General features: G+C 35.2%; 23 protein-coding genes. All 23 read right to left on the bottom strand.

Annotation, left to right across the window (positions count from 1 at the left end; genetic code table 11):
* Positions 1–11: 11 nt before the first annotated feature.
* The 23 genes from HUW50_RS19805 to lepB all read right to left on the bottom strand — a co-directional run bounded on the left by HUW50_RS19805 (position 12) and on the right by lepB (position 22,389).
* Entirely contained in the window at positions 12–611 is a 600-nt protein-coding gene (locus tag HUW50_RS19805) for a MotE family protein (protein WP_066337751.1), read from the bottom strand.
* A gap of 11 nt (positions 612–622) precedes the next feature.
* On the bottom strand, positions 623–1,066 hold the full coding sequence (fliJ, locus tag HUW50_RS19800) for a flagellar export protein FliJ (RefSeq protein ID WP_066337755.1): 444 nt from the start codon (positions 1,064–1,066) through the stop codon (positions 623–625).
* Positions 1,066–2,385, bottom strand: coding sequence for a flagellar protein export ATPase FliI (fliI, locus tag HUW50_RS19795; RefSeq protein ID WP_260445548.1), 1,320 nt, complete (start codon positions 2,383–2,385; stop codon positions 1,066–1,068). Before fliI ends, fliJ begins: the two co-directional genes overlap by 1 nt.
* 7 nt (positions 2,386–2,392) lie before the next feature.
* Complete coding sequence (fliH, locus tag HUW50_RS19790; protein ID WP_185653132.1) at positions 2,393–3,154, bottom strand: flagellar assembly protein FliH; 762 nt, start codon at positions 3,152–3,154, stop codon at positions 2,393–2,395.
* Positions 3,147–4,166, bottom strand: a complete 1,020-nt coding sequence (fliG, locus tag HUW50_RS19785) for a flagellar motor switch protein FliG (RefSeq protein WP_066337762.1) — start codon at positions 4,164–4,166, stop codon at positions 3,147–3,149. The genes fliH and fliG overlap by 8 nt, the downstream gene beginning before the upstream one ends.
* Before the next feature lie 11 nt (positions 4,167–4,177).
* Positions 4,178–5,782 carry a flagellar basal-body MS-ring/collar protein FliF gene (gene fliF / locus HUW50_RS19780; protein WP_185653131.1) on the bottom strand — a complete coding sequence of 535 codons (1,605 nt, stop codon included), beginning with the start codon at positions 5,780–5,782 and terminating at the stop codon, positions 4,178–4,180.
* Positions 5,783–5,858: 76 nt separating this feature from the next.
* A complete protein-coding gene (fliE, locus tag HUW50_RS19775; protein WP_066337766.1) occupies positions 5,859–6,173 on the bottom strand; it encodes a flagellar hook-basal body complex protein FliE in 315 nt (104 codons plus the stop codon).
* 10 nt (positions 6,174–6,183) lie between these two features.
* Entirely contained in the window at positions 6,184–6,633 is a 450-nt protein-coding gene (gene flgC / locus HUW50_RS19770; protein ID WP_066337772.1) for a flagellar basal body rod protein FlgC, read from the bottom strand.
* Positions 6,634–6,636: 3 nt separating this feature from the next.
* Complete coding sequence (flgB, locus tag HUW50_RS19765; protein WP_066337776.1) at positions 6,637–7,026, bottom strand: flagellar basal body rod protein FlgB; 390 nt, start codon at positions 7,024–7,026, stop codon at positions 6,637–6,639.
* Positions 7,027–7,367: 341 nt separating this feature from the next.
* Positions 7,368–8,147 carry a GTP-sensing pleiotropic transcriptional regulator CodY gene (gene codY, locus HUW50_RS19760; RefSeq protein WP_066337778.1) on the bottom strand — a complete coding sequence of 260 codons (780 nt, stop codon included), beginning with the start codon at positions 8,145–8,147 and terminating at the stop codon, positions 7,368–7,370.
* Positions 8,148–8,262: 115 nt separating this feature from the next.
* Positions 8,263–9,663, bottom strand: coding sequence for an ATP-dependent protease ATPase subunit HslU (gene hslU, locus HUW50_RS19755; RefSeq protein WP_066337779.1), 1,401 nt, complete (start codon positions 9,661–9,663; stop codon positions 8,263–8,265).
* A 17-nt stretch (positions 9,664–9,680) separates the two neighbouring features.
* Positions 9,681–10,223 carry an ATP-dependent protease subunit HslV gene (gene hslV, locus HUW50_RS19750; protein ID WP_066337780.1) on the bottom strand — a complete coding sequence of 181 codons (543 nt, stop codon included), beginning with the start codon at positions 10,221–10,223 and terminating at the stop codon, positions 9,681–9,683.
* A gap of 25 nt (positions 10,224–10,248) precedes the next feature.
* Positions 10,249–11,157: a tyrosine recombinase XerC gene (xerC, locus tag HUW50_RS19745; RefSeq protein WP_066337781.1), complete on the bottom strand. Its 909-nt coding sequence runs from the start codon at positions 11,155–11,157 to the stop codon at positions 10,249–10,251.
* 62 nt (positions 11,158–11,219) lie between these two features.
* Entirely contained in the window at positions 11,220–12,530 is a 1,311-nt protein-coding gene (gene trmFO / locus HUW50_RS19740; RefSeq protein WP_066337782.1) for an FADH(2)-oxidizing methylenetetrahydrofolate--tRNA-(uracil(54)-C(5))-methyltransferase TrmFO, read from the bottom strand.
* Positions 12,531–12,630: 100 nt separating this feature from the next.
* A complete protein-coding gene (gene topA / locus HUW50_RS19735; protein ID WP_066337786.1) occupies positions 12,631–14,706 on the bottom strand; it encodes a type I DNA topoisomerase in 2,076 nt (691 codons plus the stop codon).
* 447 nt (positions 14,707–15,153) lie between these two features.
* Positions 15,154–16,035: a DNA-processing protein DprA gene (gene dprA, locus HUW50_RS19730; protein ID WP_066337788.1), complete on the bottom strand. Its 882-nt coding sequence runs from the start codon at positions 16,033–16,035 to the stop codon at positions 15,154–15,156.
* Between the two features lie 99 nt (positions 16,036–16,134).
* Positions 16,135–17,037, bottom strand: a complete 903-nt coding sequence (gene sucD / locus HUW50_RS19725; protein WP_066337789.1) for a succinate--CoA ligase subunit alpha — start codon at positions 17,035–17,037, stop codon at positions 16,135–16,137.
* A gap of 18 nt (positions 17,038–17,055) precedes the next feature.
* On the bottom strand, positions 17,056–18,216 hold the full coding sequence (gene sucC / locus HUW50_RS19720; RefSeq protein ID WP_066337792.1) for an ADP-forming succinate--CoA ligase subunit beta: 1,161 nt from the start codon (positions 18,214–18,216) through the stop codon (positions 17,056–17,058).
* A 256-nt stretch (positions 18,217–18,472) separates the two neighbouring features.
* The gene (locus HUW50_RS19715; RefSeq protein ID WP_066337795.1) at positions 18,473–18,742 is read right to left on the bottom strand and encodes an EscU/YscU/HrcU family type III secretion system export apparatus switch protein; all 270 of its coding nucleotides are present in this window, start codon (positions 18,740–18,742) and stop codon (positions 18,473–18,475) included.
* Complete coding sequence (locus tag HUW50_RS19710; protein WP_185653130.1) at positions 18,739–20,070, bottom strand: hypothetical protein; 1,332 nt, start codon at positions 20,068–20,070, stop codon at positions 18,739–18,741. Before HUW50_RS19710 ends, HUW50_RS19715 begins: the two co-directional genes overlap by 4 nt.
* A gap of 18 nt (positions 20,071–20,088) precedes the next feature.
* Positions 20,089–20,862 carry a ribonuclease HII gene (locus tag HUW50_RS19705; protein WP_066337801.1) on the bottom strand — a complete coding sequence of 258 codons (774 nt, stop codon included), beginning with the start codon at positions 20,860–20,862 and terminating at the stop codon, positions 20,089–20,091.
* A gap of 93 nt (positions 20,863–20,955) precedes the next feature.
* The gene (ylqF, locus tag HUW50_RS19700; RefSeq protein ID WP_066337806.1) at positions 20,956–21,816 is read right to left on the bottom strand and encodes a ribosome biogenesis GTPase YlqF; all 861 of its coding nucleotides are present in this window, start codon (positions 21,814–21,816) and stop codon (positions 20,956–20,958) included.
* A 21-nt stretch (positions 21,817–21,837) separates the two neighbouring features.
* Positions 21,838–22,389 carry a signal peptidase I gene (gene lepB / locus HUW50_RS19695; RefSeq protein WP_066337808.1) on the bottom strand — a complete coding sequence of 184 codons (552 nt, stop codon included), beginning with the start codon at positions 22,387–22,389 and terminating at the stop codon, positions 21,838–21,840.
* Between the last annotated feature and the right edge of the window lie 101 nt (positions 22,390–22,490).

Raw genomic sequence — 22,490 nt, 5'->3', positions numbered from 1 at the left:
TCACCACCCTTCTATTCAGTTGTTGATGCTAATAGATTTGTATATTTTACTGCATCATCAACAGTCATTTTTGTTAATATATCTGCTACCTGTTTGTCATCTAAAGATGTAAGAATAAGCATTGCATCTGCCTCATTTAAATTAGGAATGATTTCAGCTGCTTTTTTACTTGTCATATTATCGTACAGCTTTGCAATATCCTTCGACTTGTTTTCTGATTTAGCATTATTTATGTCTTCAATTTGAGATTCTAGAGAGTTTATTTCTTGATTTAAATTTTGAATTTCCTTTTCTTTAATCGTTACATCATTTTCTAATGCACCAATTATTGATGATTGTTCTTGGATTGTCTTCTCGAGTTTTTCTTTCTCATCCTTTTGTTGTGTAGCTTCCTTCACAGCTACTTCTGCATCAGTTGTTGTTTCCTGTTTATCATCATTAAACAATTTTTCAACCACTGGTACTCCTAAGAGTGTCTTTGTTTTGCCCAAGACATCAAATCCAGCAACTGACAAGATTACTAGGACTAACGTAGCTGTGAAGATAGTCGGAATTAAAATAACGAAGAAAAACCATTGGAATTTACCATATTCTTGTTTCTTATTTTCCATCGATCTTCCACCTAATTTCCTCGATACATATATGTCTGAATTGAGAGATCATCCATATACTTGTTTTCAATATACTTAATACCTATTTGGTAATCTTCTTGTTGTTTTTCTTTTAGCTTTTCATACTTTTTAACTTCGATATTGTGCTTCATAAGCTTTACTTGCTTTTCATTCATCCGACTTCGAGTCATAACCACAAGTTTTTGATAGTGCGATATTGTCTTTTCCAAATTATTAACAAATTGTTGATAGTGCCTTATTTCTTGAACTTGCATTCCTTGATTGAGTCTAGAAAGAGTATTCTCTTCCAACACTTCTTTTTGTTTTAGTGAGTCGTAAAGTTTTTGAGCTACATTTTCAAAATCATTAACCGATTGATTGTATTCTGCTAACGATTTCTCCTTTTCATCTTCTTTTATATCCATAACTTTTTGAAATCGAAATTGGTAAGTCATTAAAATTCACCTTTTTCCATTAACTGAATAAGCGAATAAATACTCTGCTCAATCGTAACTTTGTCTTCTACATTTTGTTTTAAGTAGGAAATGATTTTCGGATAAAATTTTATTGCGTCATCAATTTCACGTGAAGACCCTCTTTTATAGGCTCCAATATTGATTAAGTCTTCTGAGTTCAAATAGGTTGATAGGTGATCCCTGAGTTTTGTTGCTGAAGATCGATGGTCTTGATCAGCAATATGGTTCATAACACGACTTATACTTTTTAACACGTTTATTGCAGGAAATTGGCCTTTATTTGCAAGCTGACGATCTAAAACAATATGCCCATCAAGAATTCCACGGACAGTATCTGAAATGGGTTCATTCAAATCATCTCCATCAACCAGGACTGTATAAAATGCGGTAATTGACCCATGCTCATTTGTCCCTGTTCGTTCTAAAAGCTTCGGAAGAATGGCAAAAACTGAAGGTGTATATCCTTTTGTGGTCGGTGGTTCACCAATAGCTAGTCCGATTTCACGTTGTGCCATGGCAACTCGTGTTACCGAGTCCATCATAAACATGACATTTAACCCTTTATCACGAAAATATTCTGCTACAGCAGTTGCAGTGTATGCTGCTTTTAGTCTCATTAGGGCTGGCTGATCTGAAGTAGCTACAATCACGACAGATCTTTTCAATCCTTCGGGACCTAAATCTCGATCTATGAATTCTCGGACTTCACGACCACGTTCTCCGATAAGAGCAATTACATTTATATCTGCGTTCGTATTGCGGGCAATCATCCCCATCAAGGTACTTTTCCCAACACCACTACCTGCAAAAATACCAACACGTTGCCCCTTACCTACTGTTAATAAGCTATCTATTACTCGCACACCAACTTCTATCTTTTCATGAATTGGCGGCCGTTTCATTGGATTTGGCGGTGATTGATCGGTAGGTACATATGTTAAGCCTTTAGGTAAAATTGAGTCATCCATAGGTTGTCCAAAGGCGTCAATTACTTTACCGATTAATCCTGTACCAACCTTAATTTTTAATGGATCTTCTGTTGCTTCTACAATACTACCAGGTGAGATATCTGTTACTTGTAAATATGGCATTAGCAGTACATTTTCATCCTTAAAACCTACTACCTCAGCTGGAATCTTTGATTTTTTGTTTGATCCTGTGTAGATAAAGCACAGATCTCCAATTGAGCTTTCTGGACCTCTTGATTCAATCATAAGTCCAACTACTCTTTTTACTTTTCCATAGCGTTTATAGGAATCTAGTGAATCAATTGTATGAATCAAGTCCAATGCTTTCAATTGAGGATCACCCTTCATCCAGTAATTGTAATAACTGATTTTTTAATTGCTTTAATTGAGTATCAATACTAACGTCAATCCGTCCAAAAGCAGATTCAATATAACAGTCATCTACATTTAACTCTGCACTAGCATATATACTTATGTCAGTGTCATTTGTCACTAATAATTTCAATTCATCCTTATGACTTAACAAAAGTTCATAATATGATGGATGAACATGTATTTTTATATTTTCATATTCTTTTACTTCATTTAAACCTTGTTGGATAAGCGGTAAAAATTTGTCAGGTGATTCAGCTAATTTTGCTGCAATTATCTTTTCGGCCAGTTTAATTGATAAAGATAAAATCGTATCCTCTGCCGATTGAATCGTTTCATCATAGTCTTTTTTCGCCATGTCAACGATCCTCTGTGAATCTTCAATATAACCTTGATATTGCCTTAAAGCCTCTTGTCTACCTAGTTCTAAACCTTCAGCATAACCTTCTTGTCTTACTTGCTCAAATAGCTGTTCATGCTCTTGTTCCCAAGCTCTGCGGTCATTTTCTATTTGTAGTTGTAACCTTGTTTTTTCAGCTTGAGCTGATTGAATTAATTGCTCTGCCTCTTCTTTAGCAGTTTGAATAATATATGAAGCGTGCATATCTGTCTTTGGGTCATTTATGTGTTTATATTTTTCGTTTAGCAGTACTTCTATCCCTTGTACAGCTATGGGTTGTTTATCATTGTCATTTTTATAGTATTGCACTTTAATCAACCTAGACAATAATATCATCTCCTCCACCACGAGCGATGACAATCTCACCAGCTTCTTCTAATCTTCTAATTACGCCAACGATTCTAGATTGAGCCTCTTCTACATCGCGCAGCCTAACGGGTCCCATGTATTCCATTTCTTCTTTAAAAGTATCAACCATTCGTTTCGACATGTTTTTAAAGACAACATCTCTAACTTCCTCACTTGCAACTTTAAGCGAAAGCATTAAATCTTCATTTTCAACATCTCTGATGACTCGTTGGATTGCACGATTATCAAGTGTTACGATGTCCTCAAAGACAAACATTCTCTTTTTAATTTCTTCCGCAAGTACTGGATCTTGAATTTCAAGTGAGTCAAGAATTGTTCTTTCTGTAGAACGATCAACTCCATTTAACACTTCTACTACTGCTTCAATTCCACCCGTTTGGGTAAAATCTTGTGTGACTGTAGATGAAAGCTTCCGTTCTAGAATTTGCTCTACTTCATTAATAATCTCAGGAGAAGTTCGATCCATAACAGCTATTCTCCTTGCTACATCAGCTTGCAGCTCTTGTGGCAACTCAGATAATATTTGACCTGACTGGGCTGGCTCAAGATAGGATAAAACAAGTGCAATTGTTTGTGGATGCTCATTTTGGATAAAGTTCAAAATTTGTCCTGGATCTGCTTTTCTTGCAAAATCAAAAGGTCTAACTTGTAATGACGATGTTAATCGTTGAATAATACTAGTTGCTTTTTCACCACCTAAAGCCTTTTCAAGAATTTGCTTTGCGTATGCTATACCACCCTGAGAGATATAGTCCTGAGCCATTGCAATATCATGAAATTCTTCAATAATTTCTTCCTTCTTATTTGCTTCAACTTTTCGAACACCGGATATTTCTAACGTTAATTTCTCAATTTCTTCCTCAGACAAATGTTTATATATTGATGCTGAGACTTCAGGACCTAATGAGATTAAGAGGATAGCAGCTTTTTGCTTGCCATTTAGTGTATTAGAATTGTCTTTTCTTGCCATAAACTTCCCCCCTATTCCTCTGTAATCCATGTACGTAAAAGCTTAGCAAAATCTTCAGGCTTTTCTTTAGCCATTTTTTCGAGCTGTTTTTTACGAACAGTACCTTCTGTTTCGACTTCATTATTTATATCATGTACTCTAATCGGCTCATCAATCGTATAATCCTCTTCATCGTCTAACTCTATATCATCTTGTTTTTTCTTTCTAACTAACAAAATTACTAGAATAACAATTGCCAATAATAAACCACCAGCAACAATGTACATCCACATTGGTATGACTTGTGTTGCTTCTGTTTCAGCAAATTGTTGTTTACCATCAAACGGTTGGACAGAAACAACCACTTTTTCGGCAATTTGTTCGTCTGTTAATGGTTCTTCGGTAGAATCTTTATTAATTGATGTTCGGATAACAGTTGAGAGAATTTGTTGAATATCTTCTTCTCGCTCTGCTGTGAATGAAAGGGGATCTTCTGGATCAGGTGGCTCTACCATAACTTGAATTCCTAAGTCACGAATTTTAAATGGGCTTTCAACAATTTGTTTATTTATACGGTTTACTTCATTATTTATTCTCTCTTCAATTCGTTCATAATCTCCGTCACCTGTGGTTTCGGTTGTAGCTTCATAGCCAGGAACATCAGTTTCACCTGTTCCATTAACTCCACCAGCAGCAGCAGCTCCGTTACCTGTGTATGCCTCTGTAATTCGTTCAACACTTACTGCAATTCCTTCATCGCTATCTTCTCCTACAGGAGTAATAATATTTTCTTCTCGATTTTCTTGGGTAAAGTCGATATCAGTAGTAACAGAAACAACAACCTTATCATGTCCAATCATTGTACCAAGCATTTTTTGGACATCACGCTGAATATCCTGTTCAATTTGCGACTTGATTTCCTGCTGAGATGCATAGCTAGTTCCTGCTGTAGAATTTTCACCATTATTAAGATCATAGTAGTTAAAGTTTTGATCCATTATGACAATGTTGTCTGTAGTAAGGTTTGGAACACTTTTTGACACTAAATGAAAAAGTGCATTTACTTTTTCTTGATCTAAACTGGCACCAGGTTTTAAATTAAGAACTACCGAAGCTGATGAACCTTCTTGCTGCTCACCAACAAATACAGATTCTGCTGGGAGGTTAATCATGACATTCGCATCATTAACACCCTCAATCCCCATCATTAAATTGGCAAGCTCAGTCTGTGTCGCCTTTAACTTTATGACATCAAATTCTTTATCAGTCATTCCAAAACCAGAATCCTGACCAAAATAGGAGTAATCAATTGTACCTGAATCTGGAACTCCTTCAGCAGCAAGCTCAACCATTAATGTATCAACTTGCTCTTTTGGCACCAAAATAGTAGCACCATTATTTGAAATTTCAGATTGAATACCTTTGGAATCCAGAGTTTCTTTTATTTGTCCAGTCTCTGCTGGTGAAAGATTTGAATATAAAGGAACTAAATTAGGCTTTGACACAAAAAATGTTAATAAACCTGCGAACACAAAAAATAAAAGTGCACCAGTAATGATTAAGGTTTTCTGCACTTTACTTCTTTGCTGCCATATCCCATTTAGTTTATTTGTCGTATTTTTTAACTTTTCGTTCATTCATATAGTCCCCCGGTTATGATGACATATTCTTTTTGTAGTTACCGATAACCGTCCTTAAACGTAAGAACAATTACTATACTTGCATTCTCATCATTTCTTGATAAGCTTCAATCGCTTTATTGCGAACCTCAACTGCAAGGGTCATCGAAACGCTAGCTTTTTGAGCTGTTATCATCACATCATGTAATTCAACATTTTTACCAGTAGCAAGCGCCTCTGTCATTTTATCTGACTCAATTTGTGATTGATTCACTTGATTTATCGCTTGTTTTAATGATTCAGCAAAGCTAGTTTTACTTGTACTCGTATTATTCATTAAAGAATTAGTTTTTAGTTGTATTTGTGTTGGTTGTGTAGTTAGTTGAAAAGGATTTACCTTGTTTATCATTTAATCCACCCTATTTTCCAATTTCTAATGCTTTCATTAACATCCCTTTTGTTGCATTCATTGCAGTCACATTCGCTTCATATGACCTAGTACTACTAATAAGGTCTACCATTTCCTTTAATGGGTCGACGTTTGGCATAGCTACATATCCTTCATCATTTGCATCAGGATGGTCAGGATCATAGATAAGTTCAAATGGTGTGTCATCTTCGACAATTTCTGTTACTTTTACACCATCCACTGTCGAGGATGAGCCCATAGCCTTGTTTAAAAAGGATGAGAATTGATTACCTTGTGGCTGAGTTACAACCATTTTCCTACGGTATGGTTGCCATTCCCCATCAACCATCTCTCCTCTAGTCGTATCCATATTAGCCATATTAGATGATATAACATCCATTCTAACTCGTTGTGCTGTCAGAGCAGATGCCGACGTATTAATTGATTGAAAGATTGACATGTATTAATTTCCACCTTTAATTACTGTTTTTAATGAAGAAAATTTACTACTTAAACGGTCGATTAACGCGTTATAATGAATTTGATTTTTTGCCATTTCCGTCATTTCTTTATCAATATCTACATTGTTTCCATTGTGTTGGTAGTTGGTATTCGCTCTATTTGTGATTTGATAACCTGATGAAGTAGAACCAAAATCAAAATGTTTATTGTTAGTTTTATTTGCTTGTAACTTTTGCATTTCATTACTAAGAGCATTATTAAAACGAACATCTTGAGCCTTATAGTTCGGAGTATCTACATTTGCTATATTATTTGAGATAACTCTTTGTTTTGTAGTTGATTGACTTAGTGCTTGTTCAAGGTTATTTATTGTATTAGAAAATAATTTCATGGTTTCCCCCCACAAAAATAAAAATCCACACGTATCGTATAGTGTCGAATTTTGTTAATTGATATTTTAATTGTATGAAATAATAGGCTTAAAGTCTATTAAGCTACTGTAAAAAAAAGTCGGATTTTCTATCAATTCCAAAATAAGGACTATATACCTATAAAAACTACATAAAACTGATGGTTTAAAAATTAAGATATGATTCTTATTAAGTAGAATTTTTCATTTCATCGCTTATATCAAAATAACACATTAATCTACAACAAGGCAGGTATAATATTTTTCCATATTTCGAACATCAAAAAAGCACCTCAAGTTTTAACTTGAAGTGCTTTTTTTGATTAATTAGTTTTTAACTTTTCCAATTCCAATAGGAACTTATCATTTAATACCTTGATATATGTTCCTTTCATACCTAATGAGCGAGATTCGATTACACCAGCACTTTCAAGTTTGCGAAGTGCATTTACAATGACAGAGCGTGTAATCCCAACTCGATCTGCAATTTTACTTGCAACTAAAAGACCTTCTTTGCCGTTTAATTCTTCGAATATATGTTCAATTGCTTCTAATTCACTATAAGATAATGAACTAATTGCCATTTGTACAACAGCTTTACTTCTTGCTTCTTCTTCGATTTCTTCGGATTTTTCACGAAGAATTTCCATACCTACAACTGTAGCACCGTACTCTGCAAGAATTAAATCTTCATCTTCAAATTGCTCTTGTACTCTTGCTAAAATAAGTGTACCAAGACGCTCACCACCGCCAATAATTGGCACAATTGTTGTTAAACCATTTTGGAATAATTCACGATTTTCTACCGGAAATGCGGTATATTCACTTTCAACATCAATGTTAGAAGATGTTTCAGTAATGTTAAAAAGATTGTTTGTATATTCTTCAGGAAATTGACGATCTTCAAGCATTTTTTTCATACGATCGTTTTCAATTTGTTGATTTACAGCAAAACCTAGTAGTTTACCTCTTCGGCTTACAACGAAAATATTTGCCTTGATCACGTCACTTAACGTTTCTGCCATTTCTTTAAAGTTTACTGGTTTTCCAGCTGCTCTTTGGAGCATCGCATTAATCTTGCGCGTTTTTTGTAATAGAGCCATAATTGGTTCCTCCTGTAGCATATTAAATTGTTATTTGGAAGGTTCGGAATTTAATATCTGTTAGCAAAATGCTTCGTCCTTCTAGTAGAATCAACATAAGAAATTATTATTGTTCCTATAGTATAAATTGACTTAAATCTTTGTTTTTTGAAATTTTACCTAATTTGTCTTCAACATATTGAGGTGTAATAACAATCTTTTCTAAATTTATATCAGGCGCTTCAAAAGATAAATCTTCTAGCAGGCGTTCAAGAATGGTATGTAATCTTCTCGCACCGATATTATCTGTATCCTGATTCACTTGAAATGCAACTTCTGCTATTTTACGTATAGCATCGTCAGAAAATTCTAATTGTATACCTTCAGTTTCAATTAATGCTTGATATTGTTTTAAAAGTGCATTATCAGGTTCTACTAAAATTTTAACAAAATCATCAATACTTAGCTTAGTAAGTTCTACACGAATAGGAAATCTCCCTTGCAGTTCAGGTATTAGATCTGATGGCTTCGCAATATGAAAAGCACCAGCAGCAACAAATAGGACATGATCTGTTTTTACAGATCCATATTTGGTTACCACTGTGGAACCTTCTACAATTGGAAGGATGTCGCGTTGAACCCCTTCTCTTGAAACATCAGCAGATGAACCACCTTTCGATTTCCCAGCTATTTTATCAATCTCATCGATAAAGATGATTCCACTTTGCTCAGCTCGAATGACTGCTTCCTGTGTCACTTCATCCATATCAATTAATTTACTTGCTTCTTCATTCGTAACGACTTTTCTTGCTTCTCTTACTGTAAGCTTTCTTTTTTTCTTTTTCTTTGGCATAAAGCTTCCTAAAGCATCCTGCATATTCATACCCATTTGCTCCATACCAGAGCCTTGAAGCATATCAAACATCGATGCTTGTTGCTCTTCAACCTCGATCGTCACATAGTGATCCTCTAATTCCCCTAGAGCTAATTGATGTGCGATACGACGGCGTTTTTCTTGAATCGACGTTTCTTCAGAACTATCCTCTTGCTCGTTTACTTGGTTACTGGCACCGCCAAATAACATTTCCAATGGGTTTTTTGCAGTAGATTGCTTCTTTTTCCCAGGTACAAGCAGCTCTACTAAACGCTTATTTGCATTCTCTTCTGCAAGACCTTTTACATCAGAAATTTTTTCTTCCTTCACTAAACGAACTGCCGTCTCAACTAAATCACGTACCATCGATTCAACATCTCTACCTACATAACCAACTTCAGTAAATTTTGTCGCCTCAACTTTAATAAAAGGTGCTCGGGCAAGTTTTGCAATTCTTCTCGCAATTTCTGTTTTTCCAACACCTGTAGGTCCGATCATTAAAATATTTTTAGGAACTACCTCTTCACGTAGCTTTTCGGTTAATAAGCTTCTTCGATAGCGATTACGTAGTGCAACTGCTACCGCCTTTTTTGCATCCTTTTGCCCTATAATATATTGATCTAATCGTTCAACAATTTCTTTTGGTGTCAGTTCTTTATTCAACCCATTTCCCTCCCTTATTAAAGCTCTTCGACAATAATATTTTGATTGGTATATACACAAATCTCACCTGCAATAGTCAATGAACCTTTTGCAATATCCTTGGCAGTTAAGTTCTCACCTGCGTAGCGCTTTAAAGCTCGACCAGCAGATAAAGCATAATTACCACCTGAACCGATCGCTAAAATGCCGTCATCAGGTTCAATCACTTCGCCTGTACCAGAAACAAGTAAAATGTGTTCTGCATTCATGACGATAAGCATTGCTTCAAGTCTTCTTAACACCTTATCACTACGCCACTCTTTTGCTAATTCAACAGCTGCACGTTGTAAATTACCATTATATTCTTCAAGTCTGCTTTCAAAAAGCTCAAACAAAGTAAACGCATCTGCAACAGAACCCGCAAACCCTGCAATCACTTTTCCATTAAATATTTTCCGAACTTTCTTTGCAGTATGCTTCATCACAACAGCATTGCCAAATGTGACTTGACCATCACCAGCCATTGCTGCCTCACCATTATGCTGAATAGCAAATATTGTTGTCGCATGAAATTGAGACATTTTTTTACCTCCTATAATCTGGCTTTTAAGCTCGTGGATGATGGGACATGTAAATCCTCTTTAAATGCTCTTTCGTAACATGGGTGTACACTTGAGTTGAAGACAAATGTGCATGGCCTAATAGCTCTTGAACACTCCTCATATCAGCACCTTCATTTAGCATATGTGTAGCAAATGTATGTCTAAACATATGAGGGTGTATATGAAGTGTGGAGGATGCTTTTTTAATCAATTCATTTAATATGTGTCTCACTCCACGATCTGTCAAAGGGCTACCTCGATGATTGACAAATAAATATGAATGTTGATCAGGTTCTTTTAATCTGCTTACTAACAATTTTCTTCCTTGGCTTAAATAGTGCTCAATCGAATCCTGGGCATAGCTACCAAATGGAACATATCTTTGCTTGCCACCCTTCCCATGAACAAGTACGGTTCCAATATAAAAGTCAATATCTGTTAACCGTATATTACAACACTCACTTACACGAATCCCAGTTCCATAAAGAACCTCTATTAGCGCCTGGTTTCTTTGCCCTAATGGAGTGGTACAATCTGAGATCGAAAACAGATTTTCAATTTCTTCTTCATAAAGAAATTGGGGGATTTTCTGTTCTCGTTTCGGTAATGACACTAACGAAAAAGGATTTTCACTAAGTTTTTCTTCTCTAACAAGAAACTTAAAAAAGCTTCTTAAGGAGGATACTTTTCTTGAAATTGTTTTTCTAGAATAGTTTCTATTATGTAACTGCGTTAAAAATAAACGTGTATCATTATATGTAATTTCTTCTAGATGTAGGATCGCTTGTTCTTTCATAAAGGAAAAAAAGTCCTCTATATCAGTGGCATAATTCACAACAGTATATTGTGAATAATTTTTCTCAATTTGTAAATATTCTATGAAAAAATTTAAATAAATCTTAACATTTTCCATCATAACACCTCACAAGGGCTACTAAATGTTATCACAACTTTAGTAGCCCTTGCAAATTATTTCTATAAATTTTTCGAAATTTTTTGAATTGTTTCCAAGGCACGATTTGCATGCATTTCATTTCGCTCTTTTTTACTTTTGATACGCACAGGTAAGTCTGCAAAGATGCCAAAATTTGCATTCATTGGTTGAAAATTATCAGCATTTGTAGTTGTAATATATTTTGCCATACTACCGATCGCTGTTTCATTTGGAAATTCGACTAGATCTTTACCTAAAACAAAGTGGGCAGCATTTAAACCAGCTACTAACCCTGATGCAGCAGATTCAACATACCCTTCAACACCTGTCATTTGCCCTGCGAAAAATAAATCTTCACGATCTTTATATTGATAAGTTGCTTTTAAAAGTCTTGGAGAGTTGATGAAGGTATTACGATGCATAACACCGTAACGAACAATTTCTGCATTTTCAAGACCCGGAATTAATGAAAGTACTTCTTTTTGCGGTCCCCACTTAAGGTGTGTTTGAAAACCTACTATATTATATAATGTACCCGCTGCATCATCTTGACGGAGTTGAATAACGGCAAAGGGCCTTTTCCCTGTTTTAGGATCTTCTAAACCAACCGGCTTTAACGGACCGAATAACATAGTTTTTCTACCCCTTTTTGCCATTACTTCGATTGGCATACATCCTTCAAAGAAGATTTCTTTTTCAAACTCTTTTAATGGAACTGTTTCTGCAGAGATTAATGCCTCATAAAAACGATCGAATTCTTCCTCTGTCATCGGGCAATTTAAATAAGCAGCTTCCCCTTTATCGTATCGGGATTTTAAATATACTTTTTCCATATCAATGCTTTCTTTTTCAATAATTGGTGCGGCTGCATCATAGAAATATAAATATTCCTCACCAGTTAGTGATTTAAGTTGATCAGAAAGATTTTTTGAAGTAAGTGGACCAGTTGCAATAATTGTTGGACCACTAAGAATTTCTCCAACTTCTTCAGTTACAACGGTAACATTGGGATGTCCTTTAACTAGCTCCGTTACTTTAGCAGCAAACTCATGTCGGTCAACCGCTAAAGCCCCTCCTGCAGGAACAGCACATTCATCAGCTGCATTTATAATAACTGAGTCAAGAATTCTCATTTCTTCTTTTAATACACCAACAGCATTAGTTAACGTGTTTGCTCTTAATGAGTTACTACAAACTAATTCTGCAAACTTGTCTGTATGATGTGCTGGTGTTTGTTTAACTGGTCTCATTTCGTATAGACGAACTGGAATACCTCTTTTCGCTAATTGCCAAGCAGCTTCACTACCGGCTAATCCCGCACCTATTACATTTACTACTACATCTTGGTTCATTATTGAATTACCCTCCATCAAATAAGAAATTCCTTATAAATTCCTCGAGCTATAAATTCTTTTTCATAATTATAAAGAGGTGAGCTTAAAAGCTGCTCACCTACTTTTGCTGTTCCTCTTTATAATCACATTCCATACATTGTACTTGGATGCCCTTTTTCAGCTTTTTCTCAACAAGCATATTGTTACATTTTGGACAACTTCTTGCAATTGGTTTATCCCAAGAAAGGAATTCACATTCTGGATATTGATTACATCCGTAAAAAATTCTGCGTTTTTTCGATTTTCGTTCTACTATCGTACCCTCTTCACAATTAGGGCATTTAACACCTATTTCTTTAACAATCGGTTTGGTATTACGGCAATCAGGGAAATTTGAACAAGCCATAAACTTTCCAAATCTACCCATTTTATAAACCATATGATGACCACACTCTTCGCAATCTACCCCAGCAGGTTCATCTTTAATTTCGATTTTTTCCATTTCATTTTCTGCTTTTTCTAATCTTGGAGAAAAATCTTTATAAAAATCATCAAGTATTTTTATCCACTGAATATTTCCATCTTCTACTTCATCTAGACTATTTTCCATATTTGCAGTGAACTCAACATTGATAATTTCCGGAAAAAACTCCCTGATAAGCTCTAGTACGATTTCACCAAGCTCTGTTGGAATAAACCGTTTATTATCAAGTCCCACATAGCCGCGCTTTTGAATTGTATCTAATGTTGGAGCATATGTTGAAGGACGACCAATCCCTAATTCTTCTAATGTTTTTACTAAGCGTGCCTCTGTATAACGTGGAGGTGGCTGGGTAAAATGCTGTGCAGGTTCAACATCTTTTGAAAAGACCTCATCTCCCTCTTTTAAGTCAGGCAGTAATCGATCTTTTTCTTCGATTTGATCATCATTTCCTTCGACATATACTTTCATAAATCCAGGAAACTTAATTTTAGACCCAGTAGCTCTGAACATTACACCATTATTTGTTAAATCAACACTCATTGTATCTAAAATAGCCGATGCCATTTGACTTGAAACAAAACGTTCCCAAATGAGCTTATATAGTCTAAGTTGATCTCTGCTCAAAAACTCTTTCAGTGACGCAGGATCACGTAAAGTTGAGGTTGGACGAATCGCTTCATGAGCATCTTGAGCATTCGAATTTTTCTTAGCAGTTTTTGTTTGTGTACCAAGATATTCTTTTCCATACTTATTTTCTATATATTGAGCTGCCTCTGCTTGAGCAGTTTCAGCTATTCTTGTTGAATCTGTTCTCATATAGGTGATTAATCCAACTGTACCATCCTTACCTAAATCAATACCTTCGTAAAGCTGCTGAGCAATCATCATTGTTTTCCTTGCTCTAAAGTTTAATTTACGTGCAGCCTCCTGTTGTAAAGTTGAGGTGATAAAAGGTACTGCAGGGTTTCTCTTTCGTTCTTTTTTTGTTACTTTATCGACAGTAAATTTGTTTCCTTCAATATTTTGAAATACTGCTTTAACATCTTCCTCTGATGATAACTCTTTTTTCTTTCCATTAACACCATAAAAAGCTGCATCAAATTCCTTTTGTCCCTTTAAAAACTGACCATCAATTGACCAGTACTCTTCTGGAATGAAGTCTTTGATTTCTTTTTCTCGATCAATGATTAACCGAAGAGCAACAGACTGTACTCGACCAGCACTTAGACCTTTTTTTACTTTTTTCCACAGGATAGGGCTAATTTTATAGCCAACAAGTCTGTCAAGGACACGTCTAGCTTGTTGTGCATCGACGAGATCCATGTTAATTGAACGGGGATGTTTAAATGACTCCTGTATTGCATCCTTGGTAATTTCATTAAATACTACACGACAGTCAGAGTGTATATCAACATCAAGGCTATGTGCCAAATGCCATGCAATCGCTTCCCCTTCGCGATCCGGGTCAGCTGCGAGGTAAACTTTTTTTGCCTTTTTAGCAGCAGTCTTTAATTCCTTTAAAACAGAACCCTTACCTCTAATTGTAATATACTTTGGTTCAAAGTTATGTTCAACATCAACACCAATTTGACTTTTAGGTAGATCCCTCACATGTCCCATTGATGCTTTTACTTTATATTTTTTCCCTAAATAACGTTCAATCGTTTTTGCTTTTGCAGGTGATTCAACAATGACTAAATAGTCCGACATGCATTTTGTCCTCCTTAAGAGGTATTCTCTCTTTAATATTTCTTTTATGTTCTTAAATTTATTGAAAGATTATTTGAATGTGAATGTTTCGCTTAGGTCACATTTAGAAAGAAGAGACCTTCTTATTCATTTTTTGATTATAATTGTTAGTTTGGCCCTTACTCCAATATAAGCGTAGTTATCAGAATCTATTAAGAATGCTACTAGTAAAATTCTGTTATGTCCAACTATCCATTTACTGCTATTGGAAAAACCCCATGAGACTGAAGTTCCACTATATAAATCTCCACTATTATTAAATATTCCCATGCTATTTGTCAAACACTAATAAAGAAATTAACCTTATCATATACCAATTTAATAAGAAAGAACATGAATATTTTCACTAATATTGTAAATTTTGTACATAGTTATCTTTTTAATACTGATACTTTTGAATCAAAAACGTTAATGATTGATTGGCAATTCTTCAATAATATGTGATGCATTTTGAACTAATTTTGCCCCGCTTTGTATTAGTTCATTAGTACCAGAACTACATTCATCAAATATGGAACCAGGTACAGCAAATACCTCGCGATTTTGTTCAAGAGCTTGGTATGCTGTTATTAATGAACCACTTCTATTTTTTGCTTGAATAATAATTGTCCCTTCTGATAACCCACTTATTATTCGGTTTCTCATCGGAAAATGCCATTTTTGAGGTGGTGTAAATGGGGGATGTTCTGAGAGGATAAGATGTGATGACATAAGTACATTAGCTAATGGTATATTTTGTTTTGGATAGATATGAAATAAACCACCTGCAATAACCGCAATCGTTTTCCCACCATTATGTAGGGCTGTTTCATGACCTAATGTATCAATTCCTTTAGCCATGCCACTTACAATTACCCAATTATCAATAATAAGCGGCTTTAAAAGGTGCTCTAGAGCTTTTTTACCGTAATCAGTTGGATACCTCGTACCAACTACACTTATTAAATGTCGACGCTGTGCTAAGCTAATATCCCCCTTATAATACATTATTGGCGGTGGGTCGGAAATTTCTTTCAACAAATGCGGATATTTTTCATCATATAAAGAAACAAAAGATATATTGTGCTCAATGTATTTTTCATAAAGTGAGTCAAAATCTATTAAATTATATTCTTTCTTGATAGCATGAACCTTATCTTTCTTCACATTTAAATAAAGAGTCCATTCATCATCATTAAGCGAGTAAAAGATATTTAAAGTTGGGTCAATTTTATAGAGTTTATAAAGAAGTTGATTACTTACACCTTTACAATGTGATAATAGAAATAATCTTTTAGTAACAATGTCCATGTTCTCCTCCTACTATTACTTTTCTGAACTAGCAAATTATGAAATTTTAAACACCATGAAAAGGAACAGGCAAAAACCTGTCCCTTCTTTGACATGTAATTAATGTGTTTTACATTTCTCTAACAAACCTTGCTCTTCAAGTACTGAAATAAGTGTTTCACCCATAACAGATGGTGTTTCAGCCACTTTAATACCGCATTCGTTCATTGTTTTGATTTTTTCTTCGGCAGTACCTTTACCACCTGAAATAATTGCACCAGCATGGCCCATACGCTTTCCTGGAGGTGCTGTTTGACCACCGATAAAGCCAACAACTGGTTTAGTCATATTTGCTTTAACCCATTCTGCAGCTTCCTCTTCAGCAGTACCACCGATTTCACCGATCATGATGACAGCATATGTATCCTCATCTTCGTTGAAAGCTTTAAGAACATCAATAAAGTTTGTCCCATTAACTGGGTCTCCACCAATACCCACAGCAGTAGATTGCCCAATACCAGCTTGTGATAGTTGATGAACTGCTTCATATGTAAGCGTTCCTGATCGAGATACAACACCTACATGACCTTTTTTATGAATATAACCTGGCATAATACCAATTTTACATTCATCTGGTGTAATAACACCTGGGCAGTTAGGTCCTACAAGGCGAGTATTCTTGCCTTCCATATAACGTTTAACCTTTACCATATCCAGTACTGGAATATGCTCTGTAATACAGATAACTAAATCTAATTCTGCGTCTACACCTTCCATAATTGCATCAGCAGCGAAAGGAGCAGGTACATAAATTACAGATGCATTAGCACCAGTTTTTTGAACAGCTTCTTGAACTGTATTGAAAACTGGTACACCGCTCGCCTCAGTTCCACCTTTACCAGGTGTTACACCACCAACAATATTTGTACCATATTCTAGCATTTGCTTTGTATGGAAAAGTGCTGTTGAACCAGTGATACCTTGTACGATAACTTTCGTATCTTTATTAATAAATACACTCATGATTGTCCCCTGCCTTTCTTACCCTACTAATGAAACGATTTTTTGTGCGCCGTCAGCCATAGATTCTGCAGAAGTAATATTTAAACCAGACTCATTTAAAATTTTCTTTCCTAAATCTACGTTTGTACCTTCTAGACGTACAACAAGTGGAATCTCTAATCCTACTTGTTTTGTTGCCTCTACAACACCTTCTGCAATAACATCACATTTCATGATTCCACCAAAGATGTTAACGAAAATACCTTTAACATTTTCATCAGATAGAATAATTTTAAATGCTTCTGTTACTTTTTCTGCAGTTGCACCGCCCCCAACATCAAGGAAGTTTGCCGGATCTCCGCCATAAAACTTAATAATATCCATAGTAGACATTGCAAGACCAGCACCATTTACCATACATCCAATGTTACCGTCTAAAGAAATATAGCTTAAGTCATATTTAGATGCTTCAATTTCTTTTGCATCTTCTTCTTCAAGATCACGATATTCTACGATATCTTTGTGGCGATATAGTGCATTTGAATCAAAGTTTAATTTCGCATCAAGTGCCATAACTTTTCCATCACCAGTAACAACTAAAGGATTAATTTCTGCAATTGAACAATCCTTTTCAACAAATGCTTGGTATAAGCCCATCATGAATTTCACAGCTTGTCCAACTAATTCTTTCTTAATGTTAATGTTAAAAGCGATTCTTCTAGCTTGATAGCCTTGTAATCCTACAGCAGGATCAATCACTTCTTTAAAGATTTTTTCAGGAGTTTTCTCTGCTACTTCCTCAATCTCTGTTCCACCTTCTTCAGAGGCCATAAGAACAACACGTGATGTAGCACGGTCTAATACAAGACCTACGTAATATTCCTTCTTAATATCACAGCCTTCTTCAATAAGTAGGCGTTTAACCTCTTTACCTTCAGGACCTGTTTGGTGTGTTACTAATGTTTTTCCAAGAATTTCTTCAGCATATGTACGAGCTTCATCAAGGTTTTTAGCAACTTTTACCCCGCCAGCTTTACCGCGTCCACCTGCATGGATTTGAGCTTTAACTACCACTACATCTGTTCCAAGTTCTTTTGCAGCTTCAACTGCTTCATCCACAGAAAAAGCCACTCGTCCATTTGGTACAGAAACCCCGTATTTTCGAAGGAGTTCTTTCCCTTGGTACTCATGGATATTCATTTGCCATCCTCCTAACCTATTTACAAGAAAAAATATACTGCGCTTTCATTTTATATAATAGTTTTCACCTTGTCTACCATTCCACACAAAATTGTATATTCCTTTAGTAAAATTAATTTTTATTTTATTAAGATAGAAGAATTTATAGAATTTGGGGACAGTCCCCAAATTCTATATAAGATTAGCTTTCACCGAACAAATATCATGGTTTACAAAGTGTTTACTCACTTAGGGACTGTCCCCAAAAACGACAATTTTATATTTCTTTGTCAAGTTTATATAGAAATGCAAAAATTTCTGCAACTGCCTCGTATAGCTCTTCAGGGATTTGCTGATGGATTTCAAGTTTTGATAGTAATTCGATCAATGCCGGGTCTTCTTGTATGTGGATTTCTTGTTTGTTTGCAGCTTTAATAATTTCTTTCGCAACTAGTCCTTTTCCTTTTGCTATAACTTTTGGCGCAATTTCTTTTTCGTTATCATATCTTAAGGCAATTGCTTGTTTTATTTCCCTGCTACTAATCATATTTTAATATCAACTCCAGTGTATGAGGATTGGGGAGTTTGTATATTTACTTGCTTGATAGAATTTCCTTGAAATTCAGCTTTCTTCTCAAAAGGCGTAACTTTAACTGAGGTTACATAATAATCAATATTACTTAAATGTTCTTTTAATTCATTACTATAAAGTGTGACAAGTTTTTCTAGTGCCTTACTATTATTTCTGACAGTAATATTCATGACGCGATTTTGGATTTGAACATCGATCATCGTTTCATTAAGTCTAGGAAGTTGCAAATAAAATATAATTCGACAAAACGCTGGGTCTATCGTACCGTCCGCTTGTTTTTTCCCATTCCATTTAATCGTCAAATCTGTCTGCGAATTGTTAAAGAAGAGTGGAATTTGAGTTATAATTTGTTGGGTCGGACCATTATCTTGATATAGTAATGATTGACCATTTAAACGATGGATGAGTTGATCAATTTGGTCTTTCAACCCTGGAATTGCAACTTCTTTACTAGCAGAAATCAACATATTTTTAAGGGAAAGCGTTTCATTCATTTTATCTCTCTCTCTATTTAACTGGTGCCATAATTTAGTTTCATCCATGAGACCTAAGTTTTTTTCAGTTGCTAAAAGAACGTTTTGTACGATATCCTTTGAAACTAATTGTAAATCATTATCAGGATTACCAATTGAAACTTGCATTACTCCCTTGATTAATTCTGTTAGCTGTTTGATAGATTTCGTTTGAATGTTTTCTTGTTGAAGTGTTTGAAAGAGCTTGTCAATTTGTTGAGCTAACGGTTCACTTTTTTGAGATTCAATAATCGATCTAACTATTACTTCTGATAACGGATATTGTTTTTTTAAAGCTGAGATTATCGTGTTTATTGTTTCAGGTATTTGAGCCTTATGTGTATTTTTAATAATTTCATTAGCAGTAATAAGCTGTTGTTTCGTTATTGGTATGTTGAGTCTTATTAGTTCATTCGCTAGCAACATATTATTCTTTGTATGTTGTTGCTGAAATAAGCTTAATAAATCTTTCGCAGTAGCAAGCTGGGAATTTTTATCTATCTCAACTTGTTTGACTATTTTTAATTTTATCCCTAACTGATCTGAACCCTTTACTGTAAACCAATATTTTTCCAATGGATGAATTGGTGTATCAAGATGAGCTACCAGTTTTGAATGCCCTACCTGGATTTGTGCTTTTTGGTCAGGAATGAGCTTGAGTACATGTCCCAATACGACCTGATTCTCTTTTAATATCAGCTGCCCTTGAGGCTGGCTAAGTTGAGAGACAGCTTGTTTCAAGAGATTGCCCATGACAGATGCACGCTCCATTGATACGCTCCTTCCTTGTTAATATGATTGTAGTAATTCTTTTACAGGTGCAAAGCTTTTACGATGATGTACTGTAACACCATATTTTTGCAATGCTTCCAAATGGTACTTTGTGCCATATCCCATATGTTGATCAAAACTATATTCAGGGAATTGCTTTGCTATATCAAGCATGATGCGATCACGAGTAACCTTAGCGATAACTGAGCTTGCTGCAATTGATACACTTTTTGTATCACCCTTAATAATGGATTCCTGTGAAATTGGTAATTCTAATTTCATTGCATCAAGTAATAAAAAATTCGGCTGGATTTCTAGCTCTTTGATCGCATTCTTCATAGCTAATTTTGTAGCTTCATATATATTTATTTGATCAATAACCTCTGGTGCGACGATACCAATTCCAATCGCCTGCGCATTTTCTTTAATAAGATTGAAAAACTTCTCTCTCATTGGTGCCGATAGCTTCTTAGAATCGTTTAATCCAGGCATGTAACACTCTTCTTTTAAGATGACCGCTGCTGCTACCACAGGCCCAGCAAGTGGGCCTCTCCCCACTTCATCAATACCTGCTATCAAATGAAAACCATTGTTATGTGCACTTCTTTCATAGCTAAGCATGCTATAGAACTGCTGCTGAAGAATCTTATCTTGTTCATACTTTTTCATCCATTTTTGCACAAGCTGTTGTACGCCTTTTCTTGAATCAGTTTTACACTCTTTTAGAAAAGGATCCTTATCACTTTTGATTTCAGATAATCTATCTTGTATTTCCTTCGTTGTTAATTGCATAATTATTAGCTCCTTACACTTTTCCTCTACCAATTATATCGGTCCAATTTAAAATAAATAAAGACCCGCAAAATTGCGAGCCCTTTAAATATGTTATTGTTCAGTAAATTGTTTTGGTGTTTCAAAAGATAATCTTCCTAATTTATCAGCACGGATTTCTCTAAGAACAAGTTCAGAGGTTTTATCATAATCAATATAACCTCCAGGCATAATACACCCACGCTTTTTACCGATTTCATCAAAAAGGGGCACAATCTCATCCGGTAACTCATCCAAATGAAAGCGACCAATTAGCCGATTAGGATAGTGTTCTTTTAGAAAATTTAATGCAAAAACTGTTACCTCTTGCAGATTTAGGATTGCATCTTTAATAGCACCAGTTGTTGCAAGCTTAAAACCTACTAGCTGATCTTCAAATTTTGGCCAGAGTATTCCTGGAGTATCCAAGAGCTCAAGTTCTTGTCCAACCTTTACCCACTGCTGAGCAGTTGTTACACCAGGCCTGTCGGCTGTTTTGGTAATATTTTTCTTTGCCAGTCTATTTATTAATGTTGATTTCCCTACATTTGGAATTCCGATAATTAACGCTCGTATAGCTCTAGGTTTTATTCCTTTTGCAGCCATTTTATCAAATTTCTCTTTTAACAATACCTTTGATAAAGCGGTAATTTGTTTTAATCCAGTTCCTGTTTGTGCATCGATTGCAAGGGCATGTATACCTTTTTCTTTGAAAAACTCCAGCCATTGCTTGGTTATGGCATCATCAGCCTTATCTGCCTTATTTAATAATACAATACGAGGCTTTGATGACACAATTTCATCGATCATAGGATTTCGTGAAGACATTGGTATTCTAGCATCAACAAGTTCAAAAACAATATCAATTAATTTAAGCTTTTCTGTTACTTGTCTTCTAGCTTTTGCCATATGTCCTGGAAACCATTGTATAGTCATAAAAAGCACCTTCTTTTTCCGTTACTCAGCGATTCTAAAACCTGAGATGGGCCAGTATACCAAACTGGTTTTTCCCATAACTTCTTCAATCGGAACTGTACCAATGTGTCTGCTATCCTTACTTTGTCTTCTATTATCACCCATAACAAAGATATGGCCTTCTGGTACTGTTGATTGTCCAATGATACTTTCGAGATCAAAGGGCTCGGTTAATGGTCCATCTATTAGTTGATTTTTATATTCTTCAAGGTATGGTTCTTCAAACGCTTCTCCATTTATATAAAGAGTATCATTCTCATACTCAACATGATCCCCCGGCAAACCGATTACTCTTTTAATATAATCTTTGTCAATCGTTGCATGAAATACAACAATATCAAAACGTTTAGGTTCACCGATTTTATATGAGAACTTATTCACAATCATCCTATCCTGTGTATGTAAGGTTGGCATCATAGAATATCCATCAACTACTATTGGAGCAAAAAAGAAATAACGTATGACGGCTGCTAATAGTACTGCTATCGCCAATGCCTTAATCCATTCTAACAGTTCGTTTTTCTTTTTTGTCATTATTTCACCTACTCTAGCAATCATTATCAACACTTTTACTTATTACTATTCCCTATTACAAGGTAAGTCAATCTACCGATTTCACTTATTTATTAAGTCGT

This window comes from Metabacillus sp. KUDC1714 (assembly GCF_014217835.1).
Lineage (GTDB): Bacteria > Bacillota > Bacilli > Bacillales > Bacillaceae > Metabacillus > Metabacillus rhizosphaerae.
This window is presented reverse-complemented; position numbering and strand designations above follow the sequence as displayed.

What these genes read in the sequence shown, in the direction of transcription:
- xerC (WP_066337781.1), bottom strand. Translation starts at nt 11,157, where the DNA reads ATGGAAAATGTTAAGATTTATTTAAATTTTTTCATAGAATATTTACAA.
- HUW50_RS19705 (WP_066337801.1), bottom strand. Translation starts at nt 20,862, where the DNA reads ATGCAATTAACAACGAAGGAAATACAAGATAGATTATCTGAAATCAAA.
- fliG (WP_066337762.1), bottom strand. Translation starts at nt 4,166, where the DNA reads ATGGCAAGAAAAGACAATTCTAATACACTAAATGGCAAGCAAAAAGCT.
- sucC (WP_066337792.1), bottom strand. Translation starts at nt 18,216, where the DNA reads ATGAATATCCATGAGTACCAAGGGAAAGAACTCCTTCGAAAATACGGG.
- topA (WP_066337786.1), bottom strand. Translation starts at nt 14,706, where the DNA reads ATGTCGGACTATTTAGTCATTGTTGAATCACCTGCAAAAGCAAAAACG.
- fliF (WP_185653131.1), bottom strand. Translation starts at nt 5,782, where the DNA reads ATGAACGAAAAGTTAAAAAATACGACAAATAAACTAAATGGGATATGG.
- flgC (WP_066337772.1), bottom strand. Translation starts at nt 6,633, where the DNA reads ATGTCAATCTTTCAATCAATTAATACGTCGGCATCTGCTCTGACAGCA.
- fliE (WP_066337766.1), bottom strand. Translation starts at nt 6,173, where the DNA reads ATGATAAACAAGGTAAATCCTTTTCAACTAACTACACAACCAACACAA.
- HUW50_RS19715 (WP_066337795.1), bottom strand. Translation starts at nt 18,742, where the DNA reads ATGATTAGTAGCAGGGAAATAAAACAAGCAATTGCCTTAAGATATGAT.
- trmFO (WP_066337782.1), bottom strand. Translation starts at nt 12,530, where the DNA reads ATGAACCAAGATGTAGTAGTAAATGTAATAGGTGCGGGATTAGCCGGT.
- dprA (WP_066337788.1), bottom strand. Translation starts at nt 16,035, where the DNA reads ATGGACATTGTTACTAAAAGATTATTTCTATTATCACATTGTAAAGGT.
- HUW50_RS19805 (WP_066337751.1), bottom strand. Translation starts at nt 611, where the DNA reads ATGGAAAATAAGAAACAAGAATATGGTAAATTCCAATGGTTTTTCTTC.
- sucD (WP_066337789.1), bottom strand. Translation starts at nt 17,037, where the DNA reads ATGAGTGTATTTATTAATAAAGATACGAAAGTTATCGTACAAGGTATC.
- HUW50_RS19710 (WP_185653130.1), bottom strand. Translation starts at nt 20,070, where the DNA reads ATGGAGCGTGCATCTGTCATGGGCAATCTCTTGAAACAAGCTGTCTCT.
- ylqF (WP_066337806.1), bottom strand. Translation starts at nt 21,816, where the DNA reads ATGACTATACAATGGTTTCCAGGACATATGGCAAAAGCTAGAAGACAA.
- flgB (WP_066337776.1), bottom strand. Translation starts at nt 7,026, where the DNA reads ATGAAATTATTTTCTAATACAATAAATAACCTTGAACAAGCACTAAGT.
- hslV (WP_066337780.1), bottom strand. Translation starts at nt 10,223, where the DNA reads ATGTCTCAATTTCATGCGACAACAATATTTGCTATTCAGCATAATGGT.
- lepB (WP_066337808.1), bottom strand. Translation starts at nt 22,389, where the DNA reads ATGACAAAAAAGAAAAACGAACTGTTAGAATGGATTAAGGCATTGGCG.
- codY (WP_066337778.1), bottom strand. Translation starts at nt 8,147, where the DNA reads ATGGCTCTATTACAAAAAACGCGCAAGATTAATGCGATGCTCCAAAGA.
- fliJ (WP_066337755.1), bottom strand. Translation starts at nt 1,066, where the DNA reads ATGACTTACCAATTTCGATTTCAAAAAGTTATGGATATAAAAGAAGAT.